The sequence below is a fragment of the Arcicella rigui genome, assembly GCF_034929435.1.
Taxonomy (GTDB): domain Bacteria; phylum Bacteroidota; class Bacteroidia; order Cytophagales; family Spirosomataceae; genus Arcicella; species Arcicella rigui.
Window position 1 is genome coordinate 1 of record NZ_JAYFUM010000001.1, and the last position, 21,487, is coordinate 21,487.

Genomic DNA, 21,487 nt, shown 5'->3' on the forward strand with positions numbered 1-21,487 from the left:
GAAGTAGCCAAAGTTTGGACAAAACCAATCCAGAACTGGGGAATTATTATCAACCAATTTTACCTTATTTTTGACCAAAGAATCAAAAACAATTGAAATTCAAAAAACAACTTACACAACTAAAGGGAGGGTGCCCTATTCTTCTCAATTACCAGCAACAGAATATTTACAAGCGGTTACAGATTGTGAATTGTACACTTTTTCATTTGAGGCGATGAAAGAATTGAGTATGACAATTATTGCTTGGGACGCAATCATTAGTAAAATTACAGCCAAAGCTTTGATGGAAAAAGTAAACAGAATTAGTCCTATGATGTCTGAAGATGCTATAACTCGTTATAATCGTTTTTTGGAAACTTACCCAAATTTGGCAAATCGTATTCCTTTATCATTGTTAGCTTCATACATAGGCGTTACGCAATCTTCTTTGAGCAGAATTCGTAAAGGCTAATCATTTTTTGCCATTTGGCAAATATTTTTTTACTCCCTCAATACACCTTTGCATTACATTTTAAATATAAAATAATATGCAAAACAAAAAAGTATTAATCACAGGAATTACAGGTTTTTTAGGTTCTCATACAGCCATCGCTTTTTTAAAAAAAGGCTATGCAGTAGTGGGAACTATTCGAAATTTTTCCAGAAAAGAGGCAATTAAAAAAACTATCGTTGAGCATACAAACAACGGTAATATGCTTTCTTTTGTTGAAATAGATTTAGCAAGTCCTCAAGCCGATTGGGATAAGGCACTTACTAATATTGATTACGTTGTACATATTGCTTCGCCTTTCCCTACTACCCTACCAAAATCAGATGACGAATTAATTATTCCAGCAAAGCAAGGCACATTAAATGTATTGAATGCGGCAACAAAAGCAGGTGTAAAAAGAGTTGTCATCACTTCATCATCTGGTGCTGCAGTTTATGGCAATAAAAAGGTAGGCATTTTTACAGAAAAGGATTGGACAAACATTGCCAATTTAAAGGACACAACAGCTTATTTTAGAAGTAAAACAATTGCTGAAAAAGCCGCTTGGGATTTTGTAAAGCAAATCCCAAATGCACCAGAATTGGTTTCAATTTTACCTGGTGCTATACTTGGTCCGGTTTTAGAAAAAGATTTTGGAACATCTGCAAACATTGTAAAAAAACTCTTAGATGGCAGTATGCCAGCTATGCCTAAGATTGGCTATGAAATGGTTGATGTTCGTTCTGTTGCACAAGCTTTTATAAATGCAATCGAAATTGAAGAAGCAAAAGGAGAGCGATTTTTGTGTACAAATGGATACTTAACCTTCTCGGATATTGCTAAAATATTAAAAGATAAATATCCTACTAAGAAAATACCAAGTGGTACATTGCCAAATTTTATGGTACGTTTTTTCAGCAACATTGATAAAGAAACTAAACCTATTTTAAATGATTTAGAAACAAGTAGAAAAGTGGATAATTCAAAAATTAAAAAGCTATTGAAATGGCAACCAATTGAATTAGAAAAAGCAGTTGTGGATACTGCAGAAAGTTTATTGAAGCAAGGAATAATATAAAAAAGTATTGATAGATAATTTTGGTTATAATCAAATAGAAACATTTTAGTTACGAAATGATGGTATCTCAGGTTTCGAGAGAATGATAAATTTTACTTACAAATCGTGTTATTTTTACGCTCATGTCATCACAAGTAATATTTCCTTCACTTGTGTACTTCAAAAATGCTCGTGGAGACACGAGTAATGGCACAAAAAAATCCCCCAATCAGTCAAACCGATTGGGGGATTTTTATTATATCGTCTAATCATTTACTCTACCTCAATCACTACACCAGCCGTTTTTGGATGGGCTACGCAAGTAAGAATATAACCTTGTTGAAGCTCTTTGTCTGTCAAACCATCTTCTTCGTCCATGTGTACTTTTCCTGATACACATTTGCCCAAACAAGCCGTACACATTCCTGCCTGACAAGAATAAGGCAAGTCGATGTCTTCACGCAAGGCAGCTTCCAGAATAGTTTCGTGTGCTTTCACAAGTATTTGATAGTCGTTGCCTTCGTATTGAATCGTCACGGTTTGGTCTTTGATAGACTCATCTTCCTCTTCTTGTGTGATTTCATGCGTTCCAGTCGAACCGAAGTGTTCTTTATGGATATTTTCTTTAGGTACATCAAACAAGTTTAGAGCATTTTCTACTTGCTCCATCATTCCTTCTGGCCCACAAAGATAGTACTCTGCTTTGGCGATGTCGATAGCAAAATCTTGCTTTAAAAAGATAACGGTTGATGCTTGATTGATACGAGTTTTGTAGCCCGTCCAAGTATAAGAAGGTTTCGTCAGTACGTGGAGTACTTTAAAACGTCCCTCGTATTTTAATTCTAATTCTGCTAATTGTTTTTTGAAAATGATGTTTTCTTCATCTCTTGAACCATAAACCAAAAATACTTTTGAACCTTGTTCAACAGGTAATACAGATTTCAGAATCGACATCAATGGAGTAATTCCTGAACCACCACCAAAAAGTACAATGGTACGTTCCTTCATTGGGTTGGGTTCAATCACAAAATGTCCCATTGGTTCCATTACTTCAATGGCGTCACCTACTTTTACATTATCACACAGATAATTTGAAACCAAACCATTGGGTACTCTTTTTACGGTTACAGCAATAGAGGCATCCTTGTTTGGTGAGCTCGACATTGAATAGCTACGACGTACTTTTTGACCGTTAATAACAGGTATCAAAGTAAGAAATTGCCCTGCTTTATAACTTACCGATTGGTGAACAGGATGCCAGAAAGTAAAAGTTTTGGTATCGGGCGTTTCTTCAATTATTTCTTTTACTGTGAGATGAAAATATTTTACAGACATTTGATGATTACGGAATGTAAATTTTAGATGATATTAATGGTATTTATATAAAAATAATGGTTAAGCTTTTTAAAAATACCTCACAAAGGTAATGAAGAAAATACTTTCAGAAGCATCGCAATCTGACATTCCATCAAAAACAAGCCTTTAAATAACAAAAATCATTTTTTGCGTATTCCTCGAAAATCTATTTGACAAAATTCTTTTAAGGAAAAAATGAGTACTTTACGGTAATTTCATCACAAAATAATTTTTGAATTCATCATTAGCTCATTCAATATGAAAGTAACTCTTCAATTATTAGTAATCTTTTGTACAGCAATTTTGTTGTCGTGCAGTACTCATAAAATCAATTTAAAATCAACCGAACGCCTCATTCGTAGTTCAGAAGCATTTTCTCAAAATCATACAGGTATTGCCTTTTACGACCTTGCTGAACAAAAGATGGTTTTTGAACAACAGGCAAATCGTTATTTTATGCCTGCATCCAATACCAAACTTTTTACTTTTTATGCCAGCCTAAAATCTTTGGGCGATTCTATCCCCGCTTTTCATTATCAAAAAACAGGCGATTCTCTGATTTTGTGGGGAACGGGCGACCCTTCATTTTTAAATCCAGATTTAGCCAAAAGTAAAGTATATGATTTCTTGAAAAATCGTACTGAAAAACTCTACTTCTCCAACGATAATTTTACAGGTTCATTTTACGGACAAGGTTGGGCTTGGGACGACTACAACGATTATTACGCAACCGAAATTTCAGCTTTTCCACTTTATGGCAATTTTGTGCGTTTTACAGCCGATTCGCCAACGCAATTAAAAGTATCGCCAAAATTCTTTGAAAATAAAGTATATAATTGGTCGCACTCCAAAGAGTTTTCGGTTCAGCGAGATTTGTCAGCCAATTTATTTAGCTATCCTGCCGGAAAGTCAATCAAAGCCAATTATGAACAAGATGTTCCTTTTAAAACAGGAGCAGATGTAATCGTTGGACTTTTGAGCGATACCCTAAAAAAAGAAGTAACGCTTATCAATAAACCCTTGCCAAAATCAACGAAAGTATTTTACAGTCTTCCGTCAGACAGTTTGTATCAACGAATGTTGCACGTAAGCGATAACATGATAGCCGAACATCTAATGTTATTAAATGCCGACGCTTTGGCTGGTGAACTGAGCGTAAGCGTAGGAATAGAACAAGTAAAGAAACAGTTTCTAACAGATTTACCCGATGCGTCCAGATGGGTAGATGGTTCTGGTTTATCAAGGTACAATCTTTTTACACCTCGAAACTTCATTATTTTATTACAAAAAATTTATGCCACAGTTCCACAAGCAAGGCTTTTTAAATTGTTGCCAGCCGCAGGCAAATCAGGCACAATCAGAAACCTTAGTCAGTCAGACAAAGCCTTTATTTTTGCCAAATCTGGTTCATTTAGTAATAATTATAATTTAAGTGGCTATTTAGTGACAAAAAAAGGGCGAGTACTCATTTTTAGTATAATGAATAATAATTTCTTAAAATCTGGCAGTGAAATTCGGAAGGAAGTATCTAAGATTCTAACGGAAGTTTATGAACAGAATTAGTAAAGAATGTTTAGCACAGCTATTCAATGTAGATGCTCAAAAGTGCTTTCAACAATCCTTATTATATAGAGGTACGATTTGAAAAATTGAAACAATAAATTTCGAGAAAGAAAATACTTTAAATGAGATTATCCAAACAAAATCACTTAACAAAGTTTTTATCAGATACGATATCAAAAGGGAAATTAGCGAAAAAACAAATCTTGAAAATTTACAAGCTAAATACTTTTTCGATAGAGTTTATCAACATTAAAAGCATAGAATCATACTTTGAATACAGTTAATTTTATCAAACTTATCAAGTGTGATTTTTGACAAAAAACTAAGGAATTGCCCTTTGAAAGTATTAAAGAAATCAAAAGCATTATTATCTTTATGCCGACAAATCTTTAAGCCAATATATTCTTAATATTATACAATACTTTCAAAGTAAATTTCAAACGGAAAAAAACAATATTGAGATTTTGATTAGAAAGATTCTAAATTGATTGATGCGATATGTATTTAGCAAAAAATGAACATTAAATTAATTGGTTCATAAACAATCCAATTGTACTTTTGTGACCCGCAGTAGTATCTAAATGTTATTTTGGTAAATAAAGTTCACTTCTGCTTCTCTACATTTTAATAAAAAGGGTTGGTCAAACATATCTTATAGTAAATTGAATAAATCTTGTACTTTTATATAAATGTTCTGTTATAAAACGATTATGATAACCATGAAACGCTTGAAAATTGTTGCTCTTACGGCAGTTTTAGGCTTCTTCGCCTCAACTGTGATGAAAGCACAAGACGTCGCCGAAGGTGAACAAATTTTCAAAAACAACTGTGCAGCTTGTCACAACACAAGTGATGAAACCTTAGTAGGGCCTGGCTTAAAAGGTATTAGCGAAAGAAGACCATTGGAATGGATTGTGAAATGGGTACATAACCCACAAGCAGTTATTGCATCTGGTGATAAATACGCCAATGACCTTTACAAGAAGTTCAATCAAGCTCAAATGACTCCTTATCCGGGTTATTCTGAAGCTCAGATTAAAAGTATTATTGCTTATGTAGATGCTCAAGCAGCTCCAGCAGCGGCAGCTCCAGCAGACGGTTCAGCTCCAGCGGCAGCAGCTCCAGCAGCAGGTTCTGAAAATGGCGGAATGATGCAATACATTTTAGTAGCATTGTTAGGCGTGATGGTTTTGGTTTTGGTAGCCTTGTTGTCGATTGTTTCTTCTCTTTCTAAATTAGCTTCAATTGACCCTAATTCTGAAGAAGCATCTAAAACTCCATTCTTTCAAAATCTTGCTGAAAACGGTAAAAAGTTAGCTGCGAATAGTGCATTTAAAACGGGTGCAGCATTATTAATTACTCTTTTGATTGGTAAAGCTACTATTGATACAGCTTATGGTGTAGGTATTCACCAAGGTTATGCTCCAGAGCAACCAATTCAATTCTCTCACAAATTACACGCTGGGCAGTACGAAATCAACTGTAACTACTGTCACACAGGTGTTTACAAAGGAAAAGGCGCAAACATTCCTTCTGCAAACATTTGTATGAACTGCCACAATACAATTAAGCGTGAATCTCCTGAAATTCAGAAAATTTATCGTTCTCTTGAGAACGACGAGCCAATTCAATGGGTTCGTGTTCATAACTTGCCTGATTTAGCATACTTTAACCACTCACAACATACCAATGTTGGCGGTTTAGAGTGTACAAATTGTCATGGAGAAATCAACAAAATGGAAGTAGTAGAACAACGCTCTACTCTTACAATGGGTTGGTGTATCGACTGTCACAGAAAGACAGAAGTTAATACAAAAGACAATGCTTACTACGACAAGTTAGTAGAATTGCATAATAAAGAAAACAAAGAGCCTTTGAAAGTTCAAAACATCGGAGGTTTAGAGTGTTCAAAATGTCACTATTAATCATATTGATTTGTTAAGTATTGACATTTTAAGTTTATAATCAAGATATTTCGTTATACATATTAGGATATATGGAAAATAATACAAAACGATATTGGAGAGGGCTTGAGGAATTGACTAATGAAGCAGAATTTGTAAAGTATGCTCATCGTGAATTTGGAGATGCCCCTACAACAGATGAAAAAGGTGAAGCTATTATTGATGGTACAAACACCAATCGCCGTGACTTTTTAAAAGTTTTAGGTTTTGGCGTATCAGCAGTTACATTGGCGGCTTGTGAAGCACCAGTGAAAAAGACTATCCCTTATTTGAATAAACCAGAAGATGTAGAACCAACAATTGCCAACTGGTATGCTTCTACTTTTACTGATGGTGGTGATTACGCTTCTGTTTTGGTTAAAACTCGTGAAGGTCGCCCAATTAAGGTTGAAGGAAATAAAAGTTCTTCAATCAGCAAAGGTGCTTTATCTGCAAGAGTACAGGCTTCAGTTTTAAGCCTTTATGACAATGAAAAATTAAAAGGAGCTTTAGTTGCTGGAAAAGCAACAGACTGGGCTTCAATAGATAAAGAAGTAAGTGCTGAGTTAGCAAAAATCGCTGCTCGTGGTGGACAAATCAGAATTGTGTCGAATACAATTTTGTCACCATCAACTAAAAAAGTAATTGGAGAATTTATTGCTAAATATCCTACTACTAAATTAGTAAGTTACGATCCAAATTCAGTATCAGGTTTAGTTCAAGCTAACGGAGGTGTTTTACCAAGTTTTGATTTCAGTAAAGCTAAAACTATCGTTTCGATTGGTGCAGACTTTTTAGGAACTTGGATTGCTCCAGCAGAATTTGCTGGTCAATGGGCTAAAACTCGTAGAGTAAGTTCAGCTGAAGGTGGAAATAAAGAAATGTCACGTCACTATCAGTTTGAGACAATTATGTCAAATACTGGTGCTAATGCTGACTATCGTGCTACTTATAAACCATCTCAAGAAGGTTTAGTAGTAGCAGCTCTCTATAACGCAGTTGCAGCGAAAGTAGGTGGTGCTTCAATTTCAGCAGCATCTGTTAAAATTGATCATTTAGACAAAGCTGCCGCAGATTTAGTAGCGACAAAAGGAGCTTCTTTAGTAGTGTCTGGTTCTAACGACCCAGCAGTACAATCAGTAGTTGTAGCTATCAATGCTTTGTTAGGCTCTTATGGTTCAACAATTGATGCAGGTAGTCCAGTGAATTATCGTCAAGGTTCAGATGCTGAAATGAATACATTCATTTCAGAAGCTAAAGCTGGACAAATTGCAGCGGTAATTTTCTACAACGCAAACCCAGTTTATAACCACCCACGTGGAGCTGAGTTAGCTGAAGCATTACCAAAAATTGGATTGACAATCTCTACAAATGATAGAGCAGACGAAACAGGCTCTCTTTGTAAATATAACACTCCTGATTCTCACTACTTAGAATCATGGAATGATGCAGAACCTAAAAAAGGTTTCTTCTCTTTCACTCAGCCAACAATTTCAACAATTTTCAAGACTCGTCAAGCACAATCAAGTTTATTAATTTGGGCAGGCTTGAACGGTGATTATGCAACGTATGTTGAAAATAACTGGACTGGTATTTTAGGTGGAAAAGTAGCATGGTCAAAAGCATTACACGATGGTATCTACGAAGCTGGTTCAGCTATCTCTGCTGCAACTCCTTCTGTAAATGTTGCTGAGGCTGCTGCTGCTATTGCTAAAAATTATAAAGCTTCTTCTGATAAAATCGAATTAGCAGTTTATGAAAAAGTAACAATGGGTACAGGTTCTCAAGCTAACAACCCATGGTTACAAGAATGTCCTGAGCCAGTATCTAAAGCTTGTTGGGGAAATTACGCTACAGTTTCTTTAGCAACTGCTAAAAAATTGGGCTTAGATCAAGAAGTAGAATTAGATACACTTGAAGTTGAAGTAGTAGTAAACGGAAAATCAGTAAAACTTCCATTTATTGTTCAACCAGGTCAAGCAAACGATACTGTTGCTATTGCAATCGGCTATGGTCGTACAAAAGCAGGTAAATCAGCTGATGGTGTTGGTGTAAATGCTTATCCATTAACTTCAGTGGTAAACGGTAATATCGCTTATTTCAATACAGGCGATGTTCAAGTAAAAGCTACTGGAGAAACTGCCAAAATCGCTCGTACTCAGACTCACAACACAGTTATGGCTCGTGAGGCTGTAGTTCAAGAAACGGTATTAAGTGCTTACAAGAAAAATGTTGAAGCAGGTCGTTTTAAACCAGAAATTTCAACAGCAGAAGGTAAGAAATCTACAATGGACATTTCTATCTGGAATGGTCATAAATACAACAACCACGCATGGGGAATGGTCATTGACCTAAACACTTGTACAGGTTGTTCGGCTTGTGTAGTTTCTTGTAATGCTGAAAACAATATTGCAGTCGTAGGTCGTCAAGAAGTAATCAATCGTCGTGAAATGCACTGGATGCGTATCGACCGTTATTATTCTTCTGATGCTGATGTTGAAGATGTAAAAGGTTTAGAATATGCTTCTGAAAATCCAGAAGTGGTATTCCAACCAATGTTATGTCAACATTGTAATAATGCTCCTTGTGAAACAGTTTGTCCAGTATTGGCAACAACTCACTCTTCTGAAGGTCTTAACCAAATGACTTACAACCGTTGTATCGGTACACGTTATTGTGCAAACAACTGTCCATATAAAGTGCGTCGTTTCAACTGGTTCCGTTACTATCAAACAGATGAGTATGATTTCCACTTCAATAACGATTTAGGACGTATGGTTATCAACCCAGACGTAACAGTTCGTTCACGTGGAGTTATGGAAAAATGCTCAATGTGTGTTCAACGTATCCAAGCTGGTAAATTAGAAGCTAAAAAGGAGAAGAGAAGACCGAAAGACGGAGAAATTCAAGTTGCTTGTGCTCAATCTTGTCCAACTAATGCTATCACTTTTGGAGATATGAATGATGAAACATCAGAAATCTCTAAATTGTTGGCAGTTGAACATAAAGGTCGTGCATTTGGTGTAATTGAAGAAATCAATGTTAAGCCAAATATTTCTTACTTAGTGAAAATCCGAAACAAAGAGGAAGTACTTAAGAAAGAAGAAGCAAAAGTAGAGCATAAAGAACACGTATAATATTGTCGAGAATTATTATTTGATAGAGTGAGTGAGTAACCAAAACTTACTCACTCTACAAGAAAATTAATTATCGAACCATCACTGAAATTAAAACTATCAAATATTAAAATATGTCGCACGTAGTATCACCCATAAGAGAAACCCTCGTTTCAGGCGGTAAATCTTATCACGACGTTACAAATGATATTTGTAAGCAAGTAGAAGGAGCTCCAACAAAAGAATGGAAAATTGCTTTTGGAGTATCTCTCGTTGTTTTTGCTTACGGTGCTTATTGTCTATTCTGGACATGGTGGCAAGGAATTGGAGTTTGGGGTCTCAATAAAACAGTTGGTTGGGCTTGGGATATTACCAACTTCGTATGGTGGGTAGGTATCGGTCACGCTGGTACTTTGATTTCTGCTGTACTTTTATTGTTTCGTCAGAAATGGAGAACATCTATTAACCGTGCTGCGGAAGCGATGACGATTTTTGCCGTACTTTGTGCAGCATCATTTATCTTGGCACACATGGGTCGTCCATGGTTATTCCACTGGGCACTTCCATTACCAAATACATTCGGTTCTTTATGGGTAAACTTTAACTCTCCATTAGTTTGGGACGTATTTGCTATTTCAACATATTTATCAGTATCATTAGTATTCTGGTACATGGGACTTGTTCCTGACCTAGCAACTATCCGTGATAGAGCTCAAACAAAAGCATCAAAATTCTGGTACGGATTATTCAGTTTAGGTTGGAATGGTTCAGCGAAAACTTGGGCACGTTATGAATACGTATCATTAATTTTAGCTGGTATCTCAACTCCACTTGTACTTTCTGTACACACGATTGTATCTATGGACTTTGCTACTTCAGTAATTCCTGGATGGCATACTACAATCTTCCCTCCTTATTTCGTAGCAGGAGCTATTTTCTCTGGTTTCGCAATGGTACAGTCTCTTTTATTGATTACTCGTGTTGTATTCAAATTAGAAGATTATATTACTATTGAACACATTGAAATGATGAACATCATCATAACAGTAACAGGTTCAATTGTAGGTATTGCTTATTTAACAGAGTTCTTTATCGCTTGGTACTCAGGAGTTGAATATGAAAGCTACTGTTTCATCAACCGTGCTACTGGTCCTTATTGGTGGGCATATTGGATGATGATGAGCTGTAACGTAATCTCTCCACAGCTTTTCTGGTTCAAAAAGTTAAGAACAAGTATCCTTGTATCTTTCATCTTATCTGTGATTGTAAACATCGGTATGTGGTTTGAGCGTTTTGTAATCATTGTTTCTTCATTGCACCGTGACTACATCCCATCTTCTTGGGCAATGTTCTCGCCAACAATGTATGATATTGGTGACTATATCTTCTCATTTGGTTTATTCTTTACGTTGTTCTTCTTGTTCGCTAAATTCTTACCTGTAATCAACATGTTTGAAGTAAAGTCAGTAATGAAAGGCGTTTCAACGAACTATCCTTTTAAGAAAAAATCAGGCGGAGAAAAATCTAAAGAAAGCGTACATTAGTATTTATCATTTAGATTCATTAAGAACTAATTACAAAACAGAATAAAGATTCAAACAATGGATTCAACAGAAAGATATTTAGTAGGAGTATATGACGATGATGAGGAAGTCTTGCATGCTGTAACAACAGTTAAAAATAGCGGAGTGAAAATTGAAGAAGTTTATACTCCATTTCCAATTCACGGATTAGACGTAGCCATCGGGCATCCACGTACACGTATTCCAATTGCAGCCTTTATGTTTGGTTGTTTAGGACTTACTTGTCTATTTTCATTAATCAACTATACAATGGTTTTTGACTGGCCGATGATTATCGGTGGTAAAGATTTCTTCGCTTTGCCAGACTGGATTCCAGTTTCTTTTGAAGGTACAGTATTGTTTACGGCTTTTGGTATGGTAGGAACATTCTTAGTTTCAAATAGCTTATGGCCAGGAAAACAACCAAAAACGTTTGACTTGAGAAGTACTGACGATAGATTCATTTTAACGGTTAACATGGCTAAAAATAAAAAGTCAGAATCCGAAATTGAATCAATTTTGAAAGCAACTGGTGCAATCGAAGTGAACGTTAAGCAATTTTAGTTTATGTCACTTAAAGATAAATTTGAGTGATTGACGAAAAAAATATTTCTAAAATTATGTTTACTAATAAAACTAAAAGTCTGTTGATGAGTGGAGTTATTGCTTTTGCAGTAACGGCTTGCGGAGATAAACATAACGACTCAGGTACTGAGTTTGCCCCGAATATGTATCATTCGGTTGCATACGAACCAATGTCACAAACAGAAGGAGACACCAACCATATTAATCCTTACGGAATGAATATGCGTTTACCAGTAAAAGGGACTGTTCCTCGTCGTAGCTATGGTTTAACACAAAGTGATTCTGTAAATGCAAAATTACTTCAAATGGATTTAATCTCTCGTAATATTAAATCTGGAGATATGGCATCATCTGAAGCTTTGTTATCAAACCCATTTGCACCGACTGAGAAAAACATCGAAGCTGGTAAAGAGCAATATGAAAGATTCTGTATTCATTGTCATGGTGAAGGTGGAAAAGGTGATGGCTTAGTTGCTAAAATGTATAAAGGTGTTCCTGTGTATTCATCAGATGCCTTGAAAACATTGAATGATGGTCATATCTATCATACAATTACTCATGGTAAAGGCCGTATGTGGGCTCATGGTTCACAAATTTCATCTGCTGACCGTTGGAAAATTGTGTTGTATGTTCATGAATTACAAAAGCAATAAATAGCTTTTGATTAGCAATCACTAAGAAGTTTTTAATTGAAAACTTCCCTACAATATAAAATCAAACTTACAAAATTTAAAGTATAATGGCGGGACATTCACATTTTTCCCCAGCTAACGTCGAAGAATACTTCGAGTTCACGGCGGAAGGTCGCAAGAGAATCATTTATGCTTTTGTGGCAGGAGTTGTGGCTCTCATAGTTGGAGTTTACTTATTATCACGTGGTGAAGGACACGAAGCTGCACACGCTGTGGCAGAACATGGCGAACACTTATCGGGTGGAGCAACTTCTCACCATGGAGATTACGATTGGACAAATCGTATTTGGGCTAACCTTTGGCTTAATGGTGTATATTTTACTGGAATATCTGTAATCGGGATGTTCTTCGTTTCTATTCAATATTTAGCTAAAGCTGGTTGGTCATCTGTTGTAAAAAGAATTCCAGAGGCTTTCCCTAAATTCTTATTTATTACAGGCCCTGTATTGCTTTTAACATTCATTTTCAAAGGTGATGTGATTTTCCACTGGATGCACCATGGAATTACTGACCCTACGAGTGAACATTATGATAAAATTATTGCTGGTAAATCAGGCTATTTGAATCAAGGTTTCTTCTTGGGTAGAATGGTAGTTTTCTTTGTACTTTGGTTAGTACTTTGGAACTGGATGCGTAAAAAATCTATTGAAGAAGACCTTAATGGTGGAAATGAAAATTTCTACTCAATGGTGAAAATTGCTACTGGTTTCATCGTTTTGATGGGTATTTCAAGTTCAATGTCTGCATGGGACTGGGTTATGTCAATTGACACACACTGGTTCTCAACAATGTTTGGTTGGTATATGTTCTCTTCTTGGCATGTTACAGGTTTAGCAACAATTACTTTAACAGTTCTTTTGTTGAAAGATAAAGGGTATATGCAATATGTAAACTTCAACCACTTACATGATTTAGGTAAGTTTATGTTTGCATTCTCTATTTTCTGGACTTACGTTTGGTTTGCTCAATTCTTATTGATTTACTATGCAAACTTCCCTGAAGAAACTATTTACTTCTTAGAGCGTTGGGAAGGTCATAATAAAATCTACAAAGCAAGTGAAATTATTAATGTTGTGTTCAACTTCTTCTTCCCATTCTTGGTAATGATGACTCGTGATGCAAAGAGAACACCAATATTCTTAAAGATTTGTTGTGCTTTCATTATCGTAGGCCATTATTTTGATTTTTATCAAATGATTATGCCTGGAACAATCGGTCCACACGGAGGATTTGGTTTAGTTGAGTTTGGTATGGTTACTATTTTTGCTTCTGCTTTCATTTATGTTATTTCTACAGAATTGACAAAAGCATCTTTAGTGGCTAAGAATCACCCATTTTTGGAAGAGGCACTTCATCACGATATTTAGTAGAAGCGTTTTTCCTAAAAAAATCGCTTCATCACTAAACATTTTTGATGAACATATTATTTAGAATTTATAATCAAAATTAATTTACGAACATGACGTATTTAATAGGTCTTTTGTCGATAGTGTTCTTGATATTGGCAATAATCATTGTCAACAAGAGTATAGCTCTTTCAAAAGGTATTCAGAGTAACGATCAAAATGCTGAAATACCTTTAGATGGTGCTAATAATTCAAATGCTATTGGTCTGGTTGTATTCTTGGTTTTAGGGTCAATTGGTGCTGCATGGTCATTTATTCATGCAAAACCAGATTTTTTACCAGTGGCAGCCTCAGAACATGGAGTTCAAACTGATAAAATGTTTTGGATTTCAATGGGAATCATCACATTTGCTTTCTTTGTAACAAATGCTCTGTTGTTCATTTTCTCTTTTATTTATCGTTACAAAAAAGGAAATGTTGCAACTTTCTATCCTGTAAACCACAAGTTAGAGTTGATTTGGACAGTAATTCCAGCAATTGTTATGGCAGTTTTAGTATTTACAGGTTGGAGAACTTGGAGAGACATTACTGCTCAAGCACCAGAGAATGCAGTTGTTATTGAAGTTACTGGTCATCAATTTGGTTGGTATGTTCGTTATGCAGGTAATGATGACAATAAATTAGGAAACAGTAACTACAAATTGATTGATCCTACAAATAGCATTGGTATTGATTTTTCTGATGAGAAATCATTTGATGACTTTACAGCAAACGAAATGCACATTCCTAAAGGAGTGCCTGTTTTGTTGAAAATTAAGGCTCAAGACGTTTTACACTCTGTTTATTTACCTTATCAGCGTGTTAAAATGGATGCAGTACCAGGTATGCCAACTAAATTCTGGTTTGTTCCAACCATTTCAACTGAAGAGATGCGTTATAAAACAGGTAATCCAGAATTTAACTACAAATTGAACTGTACAGAAATTTGTGGTAGCGGTCACTTTGGGATGGCAATCACAGTTTTTGTTGACGAACCTGCTGACTATGCAGCTTGGTGTAAACAACAAAAACCTTTCTTGACTCAGAATCCAGATTTTTTAGCTAAAGTACCTGAAAAGTTCAAAGCGAAAGCTCAAAAATATATTGAAGCTCCTGCTGCCGAATCTGATAGTACTACAACATCAACAGAAACAGCTGCTGCTGGTACAGCCGCTTTACGTTAAAATTACTTATTCAACCAAGAATAAATTTTTATAAATTATGGCAACTGCGACACTAAACGCAACAGACGCTCATGCACACGAGCATGAACATGAGCATCACGAGTTAGGCTTCGTTCAAAAGTATATTTTCTCTGAAGACCACAAAACTATTGCAAAGCAGTATTTGATTACAGGTATCATCTGGGCTTTCTTCGGAGGTGCTATGTCAATTATTTTCCGTTTGCAATTAGGTTTTCCTGATATGGATTTAACTTGGTTGAAACCAGTATTAGGAAAGTGGATTGTTGATGGAAAGTTAGAGAAAGAGTTTTATTTAGCTCTTGTTACAATGCACGGTACTATCATGGTATTCTTTGTATTGACAGCAGGTTTATCAGGTACTTTCTCGAACTTCTTAATTCCATTACAGATTGGTGCAAGAGATATGGCTTCAGGCTTTATCAATATGTTGTCATATTGGTTCTTCTTCTTAGCTTCAGTTGTAATGTTCTCGTCAATCTTTATTGAGACAGGTCCTGCATCAGGTGGTTGGGTAATTTATCCTCCTCTAAGTGCATTACCACAAGCTATGCCAGGTTCTGGCTTAGGTATGACACTTTGGTTGACAAGTATGGCTTTGTTTATCGTGTCACAATTAATGGGGGGTATCAACTACATTTGTACTGTAATTAATTTACGTACTCGTGGTATGTCTTTCACAAAATTACCTTTGACAATCTGGGCATTCTTCTTTACAGCTATTTTAGGTTTGTTATCATTCCCTGTATTGTTATCAGCAGCATTATTATTGATTTTTGACCGTAGCTTTGGTACATCATTCTATTTATCAGAAATTTATATTGGTGGAGAGGCTTTACCAAACGTAGGTGGTTCGGCGATTCTTTATCAACATTTATTCTGGTTCTTAGGTCACCCAGAGGTATATATTGTATTACTTCCAGCTTTGGGTATTACATCAGAAATTATTGCTACTAACGCTCGTAAACCAATCTTCGGTTACCGTGCAATGATTGGTTCAATGATGGGTATTACAATGCTTGCGTTTATTGTTTGGGCTCACCACATGTTTGTTACTGGTATGAATCCATTCTTAGGTTCAGTATTTATGTTCCTAACGCTTATCATTGCTGTTCCATCAGCTGTAAAAGCATTTAACTACATTACAACACTATGGAGAGGTAACATTATCTTCACTCCAGCAATGTTGTTCTCAATTGGTCTTGTTTCTCTATTTATTTCTGGAGGTTTAACAGGTATCATTTTGGGTAATGCTGCACTTGATATTAACTTACACGATACATATTTCGTAGTAGCTCACTTCCACTTGGTAATGGGTGCTGCTTCATTCTTCGGATTAATGGCAGGTGTTTATCACTGGTTCCCTAAAATGTTTGGTAGAATGATGAACAAAACTGCTGGATATGCACACTTCTGGGCTACTTTCATTGGTGTTTACTGTGTATTTTTCCCAATGCACTATGTAGGTTTAGCAGGTTTCCCTCGTCGTTATTATTCATTTACAGCATTAGGAAATGGAAGAATGGAAGCTTTTCTTGATATGAACATGTTTATCTCAATTGCAGCGATTCTAACATTTACAGCACAAGTAATATTTGTAATCAACTTCTTCTACTCAATTTTCAAAGGTAAGAAAGCTTCACAAAATCCGTGGAACTCTACTACTTTAGAGTGGACTACTCCAGTTGAACCTGGTCATGGAAACTGGCCTGGCGAAATCCCTGCTGTTTATCGTTGGCCTTACGATTATAGTAAGCCTGGTTCGGCGGTTGATTTTATCCCACAAAATGTTCCATACTCGGCTACTACTGAATCAAATCTTCCAGAGGAGAATGAAGAGATTGCTTTAGAAAAAGAAATTGAAGGCTTATTAGATGTGCAAAATTCATCTTACAGCCATTAATAACTAATTGACTCTAAAATTGAGAATATGTTAATTTAGGCTTCGCCATGAATTAATATGTTCTCAATTTTTTATTTGTAATGATTTCATAGAATAGAATGAAATTCTATTAATACTTCAGGAAATGGTTTTTAGAAAGTTAGGAATAGTTACTATCATTACAGTTTATTTATTAGTATTAGCAGGTGGAATCGTGAGAAGTACAGGCTCTGGAATGGGCTGTCCCGATTGGCCAAAATGCTTTGGGAGATATATTCCACCTACCCATGTGAGTGAGTTACCAGCCAATTATCAAGAAATTTATGGGGCTAAATTACATGGAGAAGTAGAATTTAACGCTACCAAAACGTGGATTGAATATGTGAATAGATTGCTGGGAGCTATTACTGGAATATTGGTTTTGGCTACGTTTGTTGTCTCTCTCTTCTCATATTTTAAGAAAGATAAAGTAATTGTTTTTTTATCTTTTCTGAGTGTTGTATTGATTGGAGCTAATGGTGTTTTAGGAAAATTTGTAGTTGATTCTTTTCTAAAGCCAGGTGTAGTAACTTTACACATGTTATTAGCTGTTTTAGTTATCTTTGTGATTCTTTATTCCATAGCGAGAGCTTGGTCCGAAGTAATTAATGCAGAGACAATTCAAAACAAAAGTCAACTAAATAAAGTAATAATTATTACGCTTGTACTGTCAACTTTACAAGTACTGCTTGGAACGCAAGTAAGAGAAGCGATAGATAGAGTAATTGCTAATCCAGTGTTTAGTTACAATAGAAACACTTGGATAGAGCAAATGGGGCTTCCTTTTTATATTCATAGAACTTATTCTTTGGTTATTTTGGGCTTCCATATCTATTTGATTTGGTTAATTAAAAAGAACATAAAACCTCAAGGATTGATTTATAAATACATGATAGCCTTAGTCGCTATTGTTGTTATTGAAATTTTTACTGGGGCAATTATGGCTTACTTTGGTGTTCCTGCATATATCCAACCTATTCATTTAACCTTATCTATTATTTCTTTAGGGATTCAGTTTATCATACTTCTGTTAGTAAATTCAGCAAGTGTTTTCGGTAAGCATAATCATTTATTTGAATTAAAATAAACAAATTATAACATAGATTTAAGGTACTCCTTTAGATTTATGCGTTAAAAATGACTTCAACAGAGGATAAAGTTTCTATCGGGTTTGCTTTGAAAGTAAAAGCTTATTACGAATTATTAAAATTCAGACTGTCGTTACTGGTGGCTTTTTCTGGGGCATTCGGTTACTCTTTGGCAGTGGATTACTTGGATTGGGGAAAAATAACTTTGATAAGTTTAGCAGGTTTTTTTATTACTGGTGCGGCAAATATTGTTAACCAAATCAAAGAAATTGAGTTAGACAAATTGATGAAGAGGACACAAAATCGTCCGTTACCAACTGGAAGATTAACGGTTAATGAAGCACTTGTTTTTTGTGTTATCTTATTTGTTTTATCAAGTTATATACTTTTTGTAGAATTTAATTTCAAAGCTGGATTATTGGGTGTAATAAGTTTTTTCCTCTATGGATTTGTTTATACACCTCTTAAAAGAGTTGGCCCAATTTCAGTATTTGCAGGAGCAATACCGGGAGCTTTCCCTCCAATGATTGGATGGGTAGCTGCAACCAATCATTTTGGTTTAGAACCAGGAATTTTATTTGCTATTCAGTTTTTCTGGCAGTTTCCTCACTTTTGGGCAATTGCTTGGGTGGCAGATGAAGATTATCAGAAAGCTGGCTTTAAAATGCTTCCCAACAATGGTCATAAGGATTTGAGAACCGCCATTACAATAATGATTTATACCATTTTCTTAGTTCCTTGTGGTTTTGTTCCTTATTTATTACACATGACTGGAATAAATTCGGCGATGGTAGCGGTACTTTGTGGTGTTTTGTTTTTATCACAAACATTTTACCTGATGTCAAAACCTACCGATAGGGCTGCTTTGATGATGATGTTTGGGTCATTTATTTATCTACCGATTGTTCAAATCGCTTATTTAATGGACAAAATATAATTTCCAAAAACAGTTAAATTGATATTCAATACCATGACACAAGAACATTTAGCAGATATAAAAGTGGGTGAGCCAGAGGAAACGCTCTCGATGAACCCCAAAAAATTCATGCTCTGGTTAGCAATCGTATCAATTACGATGATGTTTGCAGGCTGGACTTCTGGCTATTTAGTTAGAAAAGCAGAAGGAAGATGGCATGAATTCGAATTGCCAAATATCTTTTGGTATTCAACGGCAATACTTTTTGTAAGTAGTATCTCTATGATTTTAGCAGTAAAAGCTGCAAAAAAAAATAACTTCACTGTACTCAAAACCGCAATTTCTATTACTTTTGTGTTCGGGTTGTGTTTTTTAGCAACACAAGTAATAGGTTTCTCTGATTTGATAGAAAATCAATTATATTTTGCAGGTAGTGATATTGCCGCTTCGTGGATTTATGTATTGGTAGGTTTACACGGTGTTCACGTTATTTCTGGATTAGTTGTACTATTGGTTTCGCTTGTTTCTTCATTCAGATTTACAGCCGAATCAAAAAATCTTACCAGAATCCAATTATGTGCTACTTATTGGCATTTTTTGGATATACTTTGGGTGTATTTATTCTTTTTCTTGTATTTCAATCGTTAATCTTTATAAATTAGCGAAGTTTTAAATTAATTGTAAACCAAAAAAAATAAAAGATGTCTGCATTACACGCTGCTTCTGCCGTTCCTGAGAAATTGACATGGTCGGGTGGTTCAGAGCCTTTGAAAGCAAGTTATGGAAAACTAATGATGTGGTTTTTCCTACTTTCGGATACTTTCACATTTTCAGCCTTATTAGTAACTTACGGTATGATTCGCTTTAGCCAGCAAGCATACGAGGGAGTACATGAGAAATTCTTTTTCTCAACAACTCACTGGCCAATTCCTGATAAAGTATTTGAAGCTGTTCCATTTTTACATGGGGTAGAAGCTCCATTAGTATTTGTCGGAATCATGACTTTTATCTTGATTTTTAGTTCAGTTACTATGGTATTAGCTGTTGAGGCTGGTCATCGTGGCGACCGTGCTGACGTTGAAAAATGGATGCTTTGGACTATTATCGGTGGTTTTACTTTCTTAGGTTCTCAAGCTTGGGAATGGTCACACTTTATCCATGGCCCAGAAGATTTAGCACTTGCTGCTAAAGATGCTCTTGGCAACCCAATAGAGGGTGCAAACTTGGTTCGTAACCCATACGGCCCTCCTGCATTTGCTGATTTATTCTTCTTCATTACTGGTTTCCACGGAACACACGTATTCTCAGGTGTGGTATTGAATATCTTAATTTTCTTCAATACAGCAACAGGTTTATATGACCGTCGTGGACATTATGAAATGGTTGAGAAAGTAGGTCTTTACTGGCACTTTGTAGATTTAGTTTGGGTATTCGTATTTACCTTCTTCTATCTTGTTTAATTTAGATTCAGTTAATCTCATATAAAAATGGCATCACACGGACATTCATCTCACTCTGAGGAGAAAGTAATACCAGCACCACAAACTGCTGCGATTTGGAAAACATTCTGGATTCTTTTAATCCTTACTGCTATCGAATTCATTATTGCATTTACATTACCTGCTAACGGAATCAGAGTTGCAATTTTCGCAGGAATGACTATCGTAAAAGCATTCTATATTGTTGGTGAATTTATGCACTTAAAGCATGAAGTAAAAACATTAATCTGGGCTATTTTAATACCAACTATTTTCGTTGTTTGGTTATTAATAGCATTGATTTATGAAGGTGGTCACCTTTATTGATTTTCGTTCAATTAGACTACTTGCACAAGTTTTTAGAAGTCTAAAATCAAGTTTTAGACTTCTATTATAATTGATTAAAGAATATAATCATGCAAAAGACAATCAAAGCTGGAATTCTAATCGCTGCATTAGTTGTTCCAGCTTTAATTTTTTTATACTTAAAAGGTTTCGGTGAAAATCACTACGAACTACCTTATATGATTCCATTGACGGATTCAACAACTGGAAATGTGTTGATGAAGAAAAATCCGAATCCAAGATGGAATCAGCCAGAAATGGATACCGTTTTTCATACAATTCCAGAATGGGAATTGAAAGATGAAAATGGAAAGGCTTTTTCAAGTAAAACGTTAAAAGGAAAAATTTATGTAGCAGATTTTTTCTTTACTCGTTGTACTTCTATTTGCCCAAAAATGTCAACGCAATTGACAAGAGTACAAGATACTTTTATTCAAAATGCAGATGTAAACTTTGTTTCAATTTCGGTTGACCCTCTTTACGACGAGCCAGAAGTGCTTCAAAAATATGCTAAAGAATATGATGCTATCAGCGGAAAGTGGCACTTTTTGACTGGTGACAAAAAGGTGATTTATCCACTTGCTGTAAAAGGTTATTATATTCCAGTAGCCGATGCGTCGGAATATGATAAAGCGATTAAAGCCCCTGATGAAACATTTATACACTCAGAAAAGTTAATATTAGTGGACAAGGAAGGACACATCAGAGGTTTTTACGATGGTACTAATAAAAAGGATGTTGACCGTTTGATTTTAGAAATGAGAGTATTAATAAAAATATACCAAACAGCAAGTTAAAATCTAATCACA

General features: G+C 35.5%; 18 protein-coding genes. 17 read left to right on the forward strand and 1 reads right to left on the reverse strand.

Going from position 1 to position 21,487, the window contains the following annotated elements; all coding sequences use genetic code 11:
* Positions 1 to 130 precede the first annotated feature (130 nt).
* Both VB248_RS00005 and VB248_RS00010 read left to right on the forward strand, forming a co-directional pair.
* Positions 131 to 451: a Crp/Fnr family transcriptional regulator gene (locus VB248_RS00005; RefSeq protein ID WP_323294682.1), complete on the forward strand. Its 321-nt coding sequence runs from the start codon at positions 131 to 133 to the stop codon at positions 449 to 451.
* Positions 452 to 527: 76 nt separating this feature from the next.
* Entirely contained in the window at positions 528 to 1,547 is a 1,020-nt protein-coding gene (locus tag VB248_RS00010) for an SDR family oxidoreductase (RefSeq protein ID WP_323294683.1), read from the forward strand.
* Positions 1,548 to 1,799: 252 nt separating this feature from the next.
* On the opposite strand, the gene VB248_RS00015 is transcribed toward VB248_RS00010, so the two are convergent.
* Complete coding sequence (locus VB248_RS00015; RefSeq protein ID WP_323294684.1) at positions 1,800 to 2,861, reverse strand: ferredoxin--NADP reductase; 1,062 nt, start codon at positions 2,859 to 2,861, stop codon at positions 1,800 to 1,802.
* Positions 2,862 to 3,140: 279 nt separating this feature from the next.
* Here VB248_RS00015 and VB248_RS00020 point away from each other — a divergent pair, with 279 nt between their 5' ends.
* From VB248_RS00020 to VB248_RS00090, 15 genes are all read left to right on the forward strand, one after another.
* On the forward strand, positions 3,141 to 4,445 hold the full coding sequence (locus tag VB248_RS00020) for a D-alanyl-D-alanine carboxypeptidase/D-alanyl-D-alanine-endopeptidase (RefSeq protein WP_323294685.1): 1,305 nt from the start codon (positions 3,141 to 3,143) through the stop codon (positions 4,443 to 4,445).
* Positions 4,446 to 5,164: 719 nt separating this feature from the next.
* A complete protein-coding gene (locus tag VB248_RS00025) occupies positions 5,165 to 6,370 on the forward strand; it encodes a cytochrome c3 family protein (protein ID WP_323294686.1) in 1,206 nt (401 codons plus the stop codon).
* A 71-nt stretch (positions 6,371 to 6,441) separates the two neighbouring features.
* The gene (locus tag VB248_RS00030; RefSeq protein WP_323294687.1) at positions 6,442 to 9,525 is read left to right on the forward strand and encodes a TAT-variant-translocated molybdopterin oxidoreductase; all 3,084 of its coding nucleotides are present in this window, start codon (positions 6,442 to 6,444) and stop codon (positions 9,523 to 9,525) included.
* 113 nt (positions 9,526 to 9,638) lie between these two features.
* On the forward strand, positions 9,639 to 11,048 hold the full coding sequence (nrfD, locus tag VB248_RS00035) for an NrfD/PsrC family molybdoenzyme membrane anchor subunit (RefSeq protein ID WP_323294688.1): 1,410 nt from the start codon (positions 9,639 to 9,641) through the stop codon (positions 11,046 to 11,048).
* A gap of 57 nt (positions 11,049 to 11,105) precedes the next feature.
* Entirely contained in the window at positions 11,106 to 11,630 is a 525-nt protein-coding gene (locus tag VB248_RS00040) for a DUF3341 domain-containing protein (protein WP_323294689.1), read from the forward strand.
* 56 nt (positions 11,631 to 11,686) lie between these two features.
* Entirely contained in the window at positions 11,687 to 12,304 is a 618-nt protein-coding gene (locus VB248_RS00045) for a c-type cytochrome (RefSeq protein WP_323294690.1), read from the forward strand.
* Positions 12,305 to 12,390: 86 nt separating this feature from the next.
* Positions 12,391 to 13,710 carry a quinol:cytochrome C oxidoreductase gene (locus VB248_RS00050; RefSeq protein WP_323294691.1) on the forward strand — a complete coding sequence of 440 codons (1,320 nt, stop codon included), beginning with the start codon at positions 12,391 to 12,393 and terminating at the stop codon, positions 13,708 to 13,710.
* Between the two features lie 92 nt (positions 13,711 to 13,802).
* Positions 13,803 to 14,912 (forward strand): cytochrome c oxidase subunit II, encoded by a 1,110-nt coding sequence (locus tag VB248_RS00055; protein WP_323294692.1) that lies wholly within the window; start codon positions 13,803 to 13,805, stop codon positions 14,910 to 14,912.
* Between the two features lie 37 nt (positions 14,913 to 14,949).
* Entirely contained in the window at positions 14,950 to 16,833 is a 1,884-nt protein-coding gene (locus VB248_RS00060; RefSeq protein WP_323294693.1) for a cytochrome c oxidase subunit I, read from the forward strand.
* 124 nt (positions 16,834 to 16,957) lie between these two features.
* The gene (locus VB248_RS00065; RefSeq protein ID WP_323294694.1) at positions 16,958 to 17,938 is read left to right on the forward strand and encodes a COX15/CtaA family protein; all 981 of its coding nucleotides are present in this window, start codon (positions 16,958 to 16,960) and stop codon (positions 17,936 to 17,938) included.
* A gap of 50 nt (positions 17,939 to 17,988) precedes the next feature.
* On the forward strand, positions 17,989 to 18,876 hold the full coding sequence (cyoE, locus tag VB248_RS00070) for a heme o synthase (protein WP_323294695.1): 888 nt from the start codon (positions 17,989 to 17,991) through the stop codon (positions 18,874 to 18,876).
* Positions 18,877 to 18,909: 33 nt separating this feature from the next.
* A complete protein-coding gene (locus tag VB248_RS00075) occupies positions 18,910 to 19,503 on the forward strand; it encodes a cytochrome c oxidase subunit 3 (RefSeq protein ID WP_323294696.1) in 594 nt (197 codons plus the stop codon).
* A 53-nt stretch (positions 19,504 to 19,556) separates the two neighbouring features.
* Positions 19,557 to 20,315, forward strand: coding sequence for a cytochrome c oxidase subunit 3 (locus VB248_RS00080; RefSeq protein ID WP_323294697.1), 759 nt, complete (start codon positions 19,557 to 19,559; stop codon positions 20,313 to 20,315).
* Positions 20,316 to 20,342: 27 nt separating this feature from the next.
* The gene (locus tag VB248_RS00085) at positions 20,343 to 20,660 is read left to right on the forward strand and encodes a cytochrome C oxidase subunit IV family protein (protein WP_323294698.1); all 318 of its coding nucleotides are present in this window, start codon (positions 20,343 to 20,345) and stop codon (positions 20,658 to 20,660) included.
* 89 nt (positions 20,661 to 20,749) lie between these two features.
* Positions 20,750 to 21,475 carry an SCO family protein gene (locus tag VB248_RS00090; RefSeq protein WP_323294699.1) on the forward strand — a complete coding sequence of 242 codons (726 nt, stop codon included), beginning with the start codon at positions 20,750 to 20,752 and terminating at the stop codon, positions 21,473 to 21,475.
* The last annotated feature ends 12 nt before the right edge of the window (positions 21,476 to 21,487 follow it).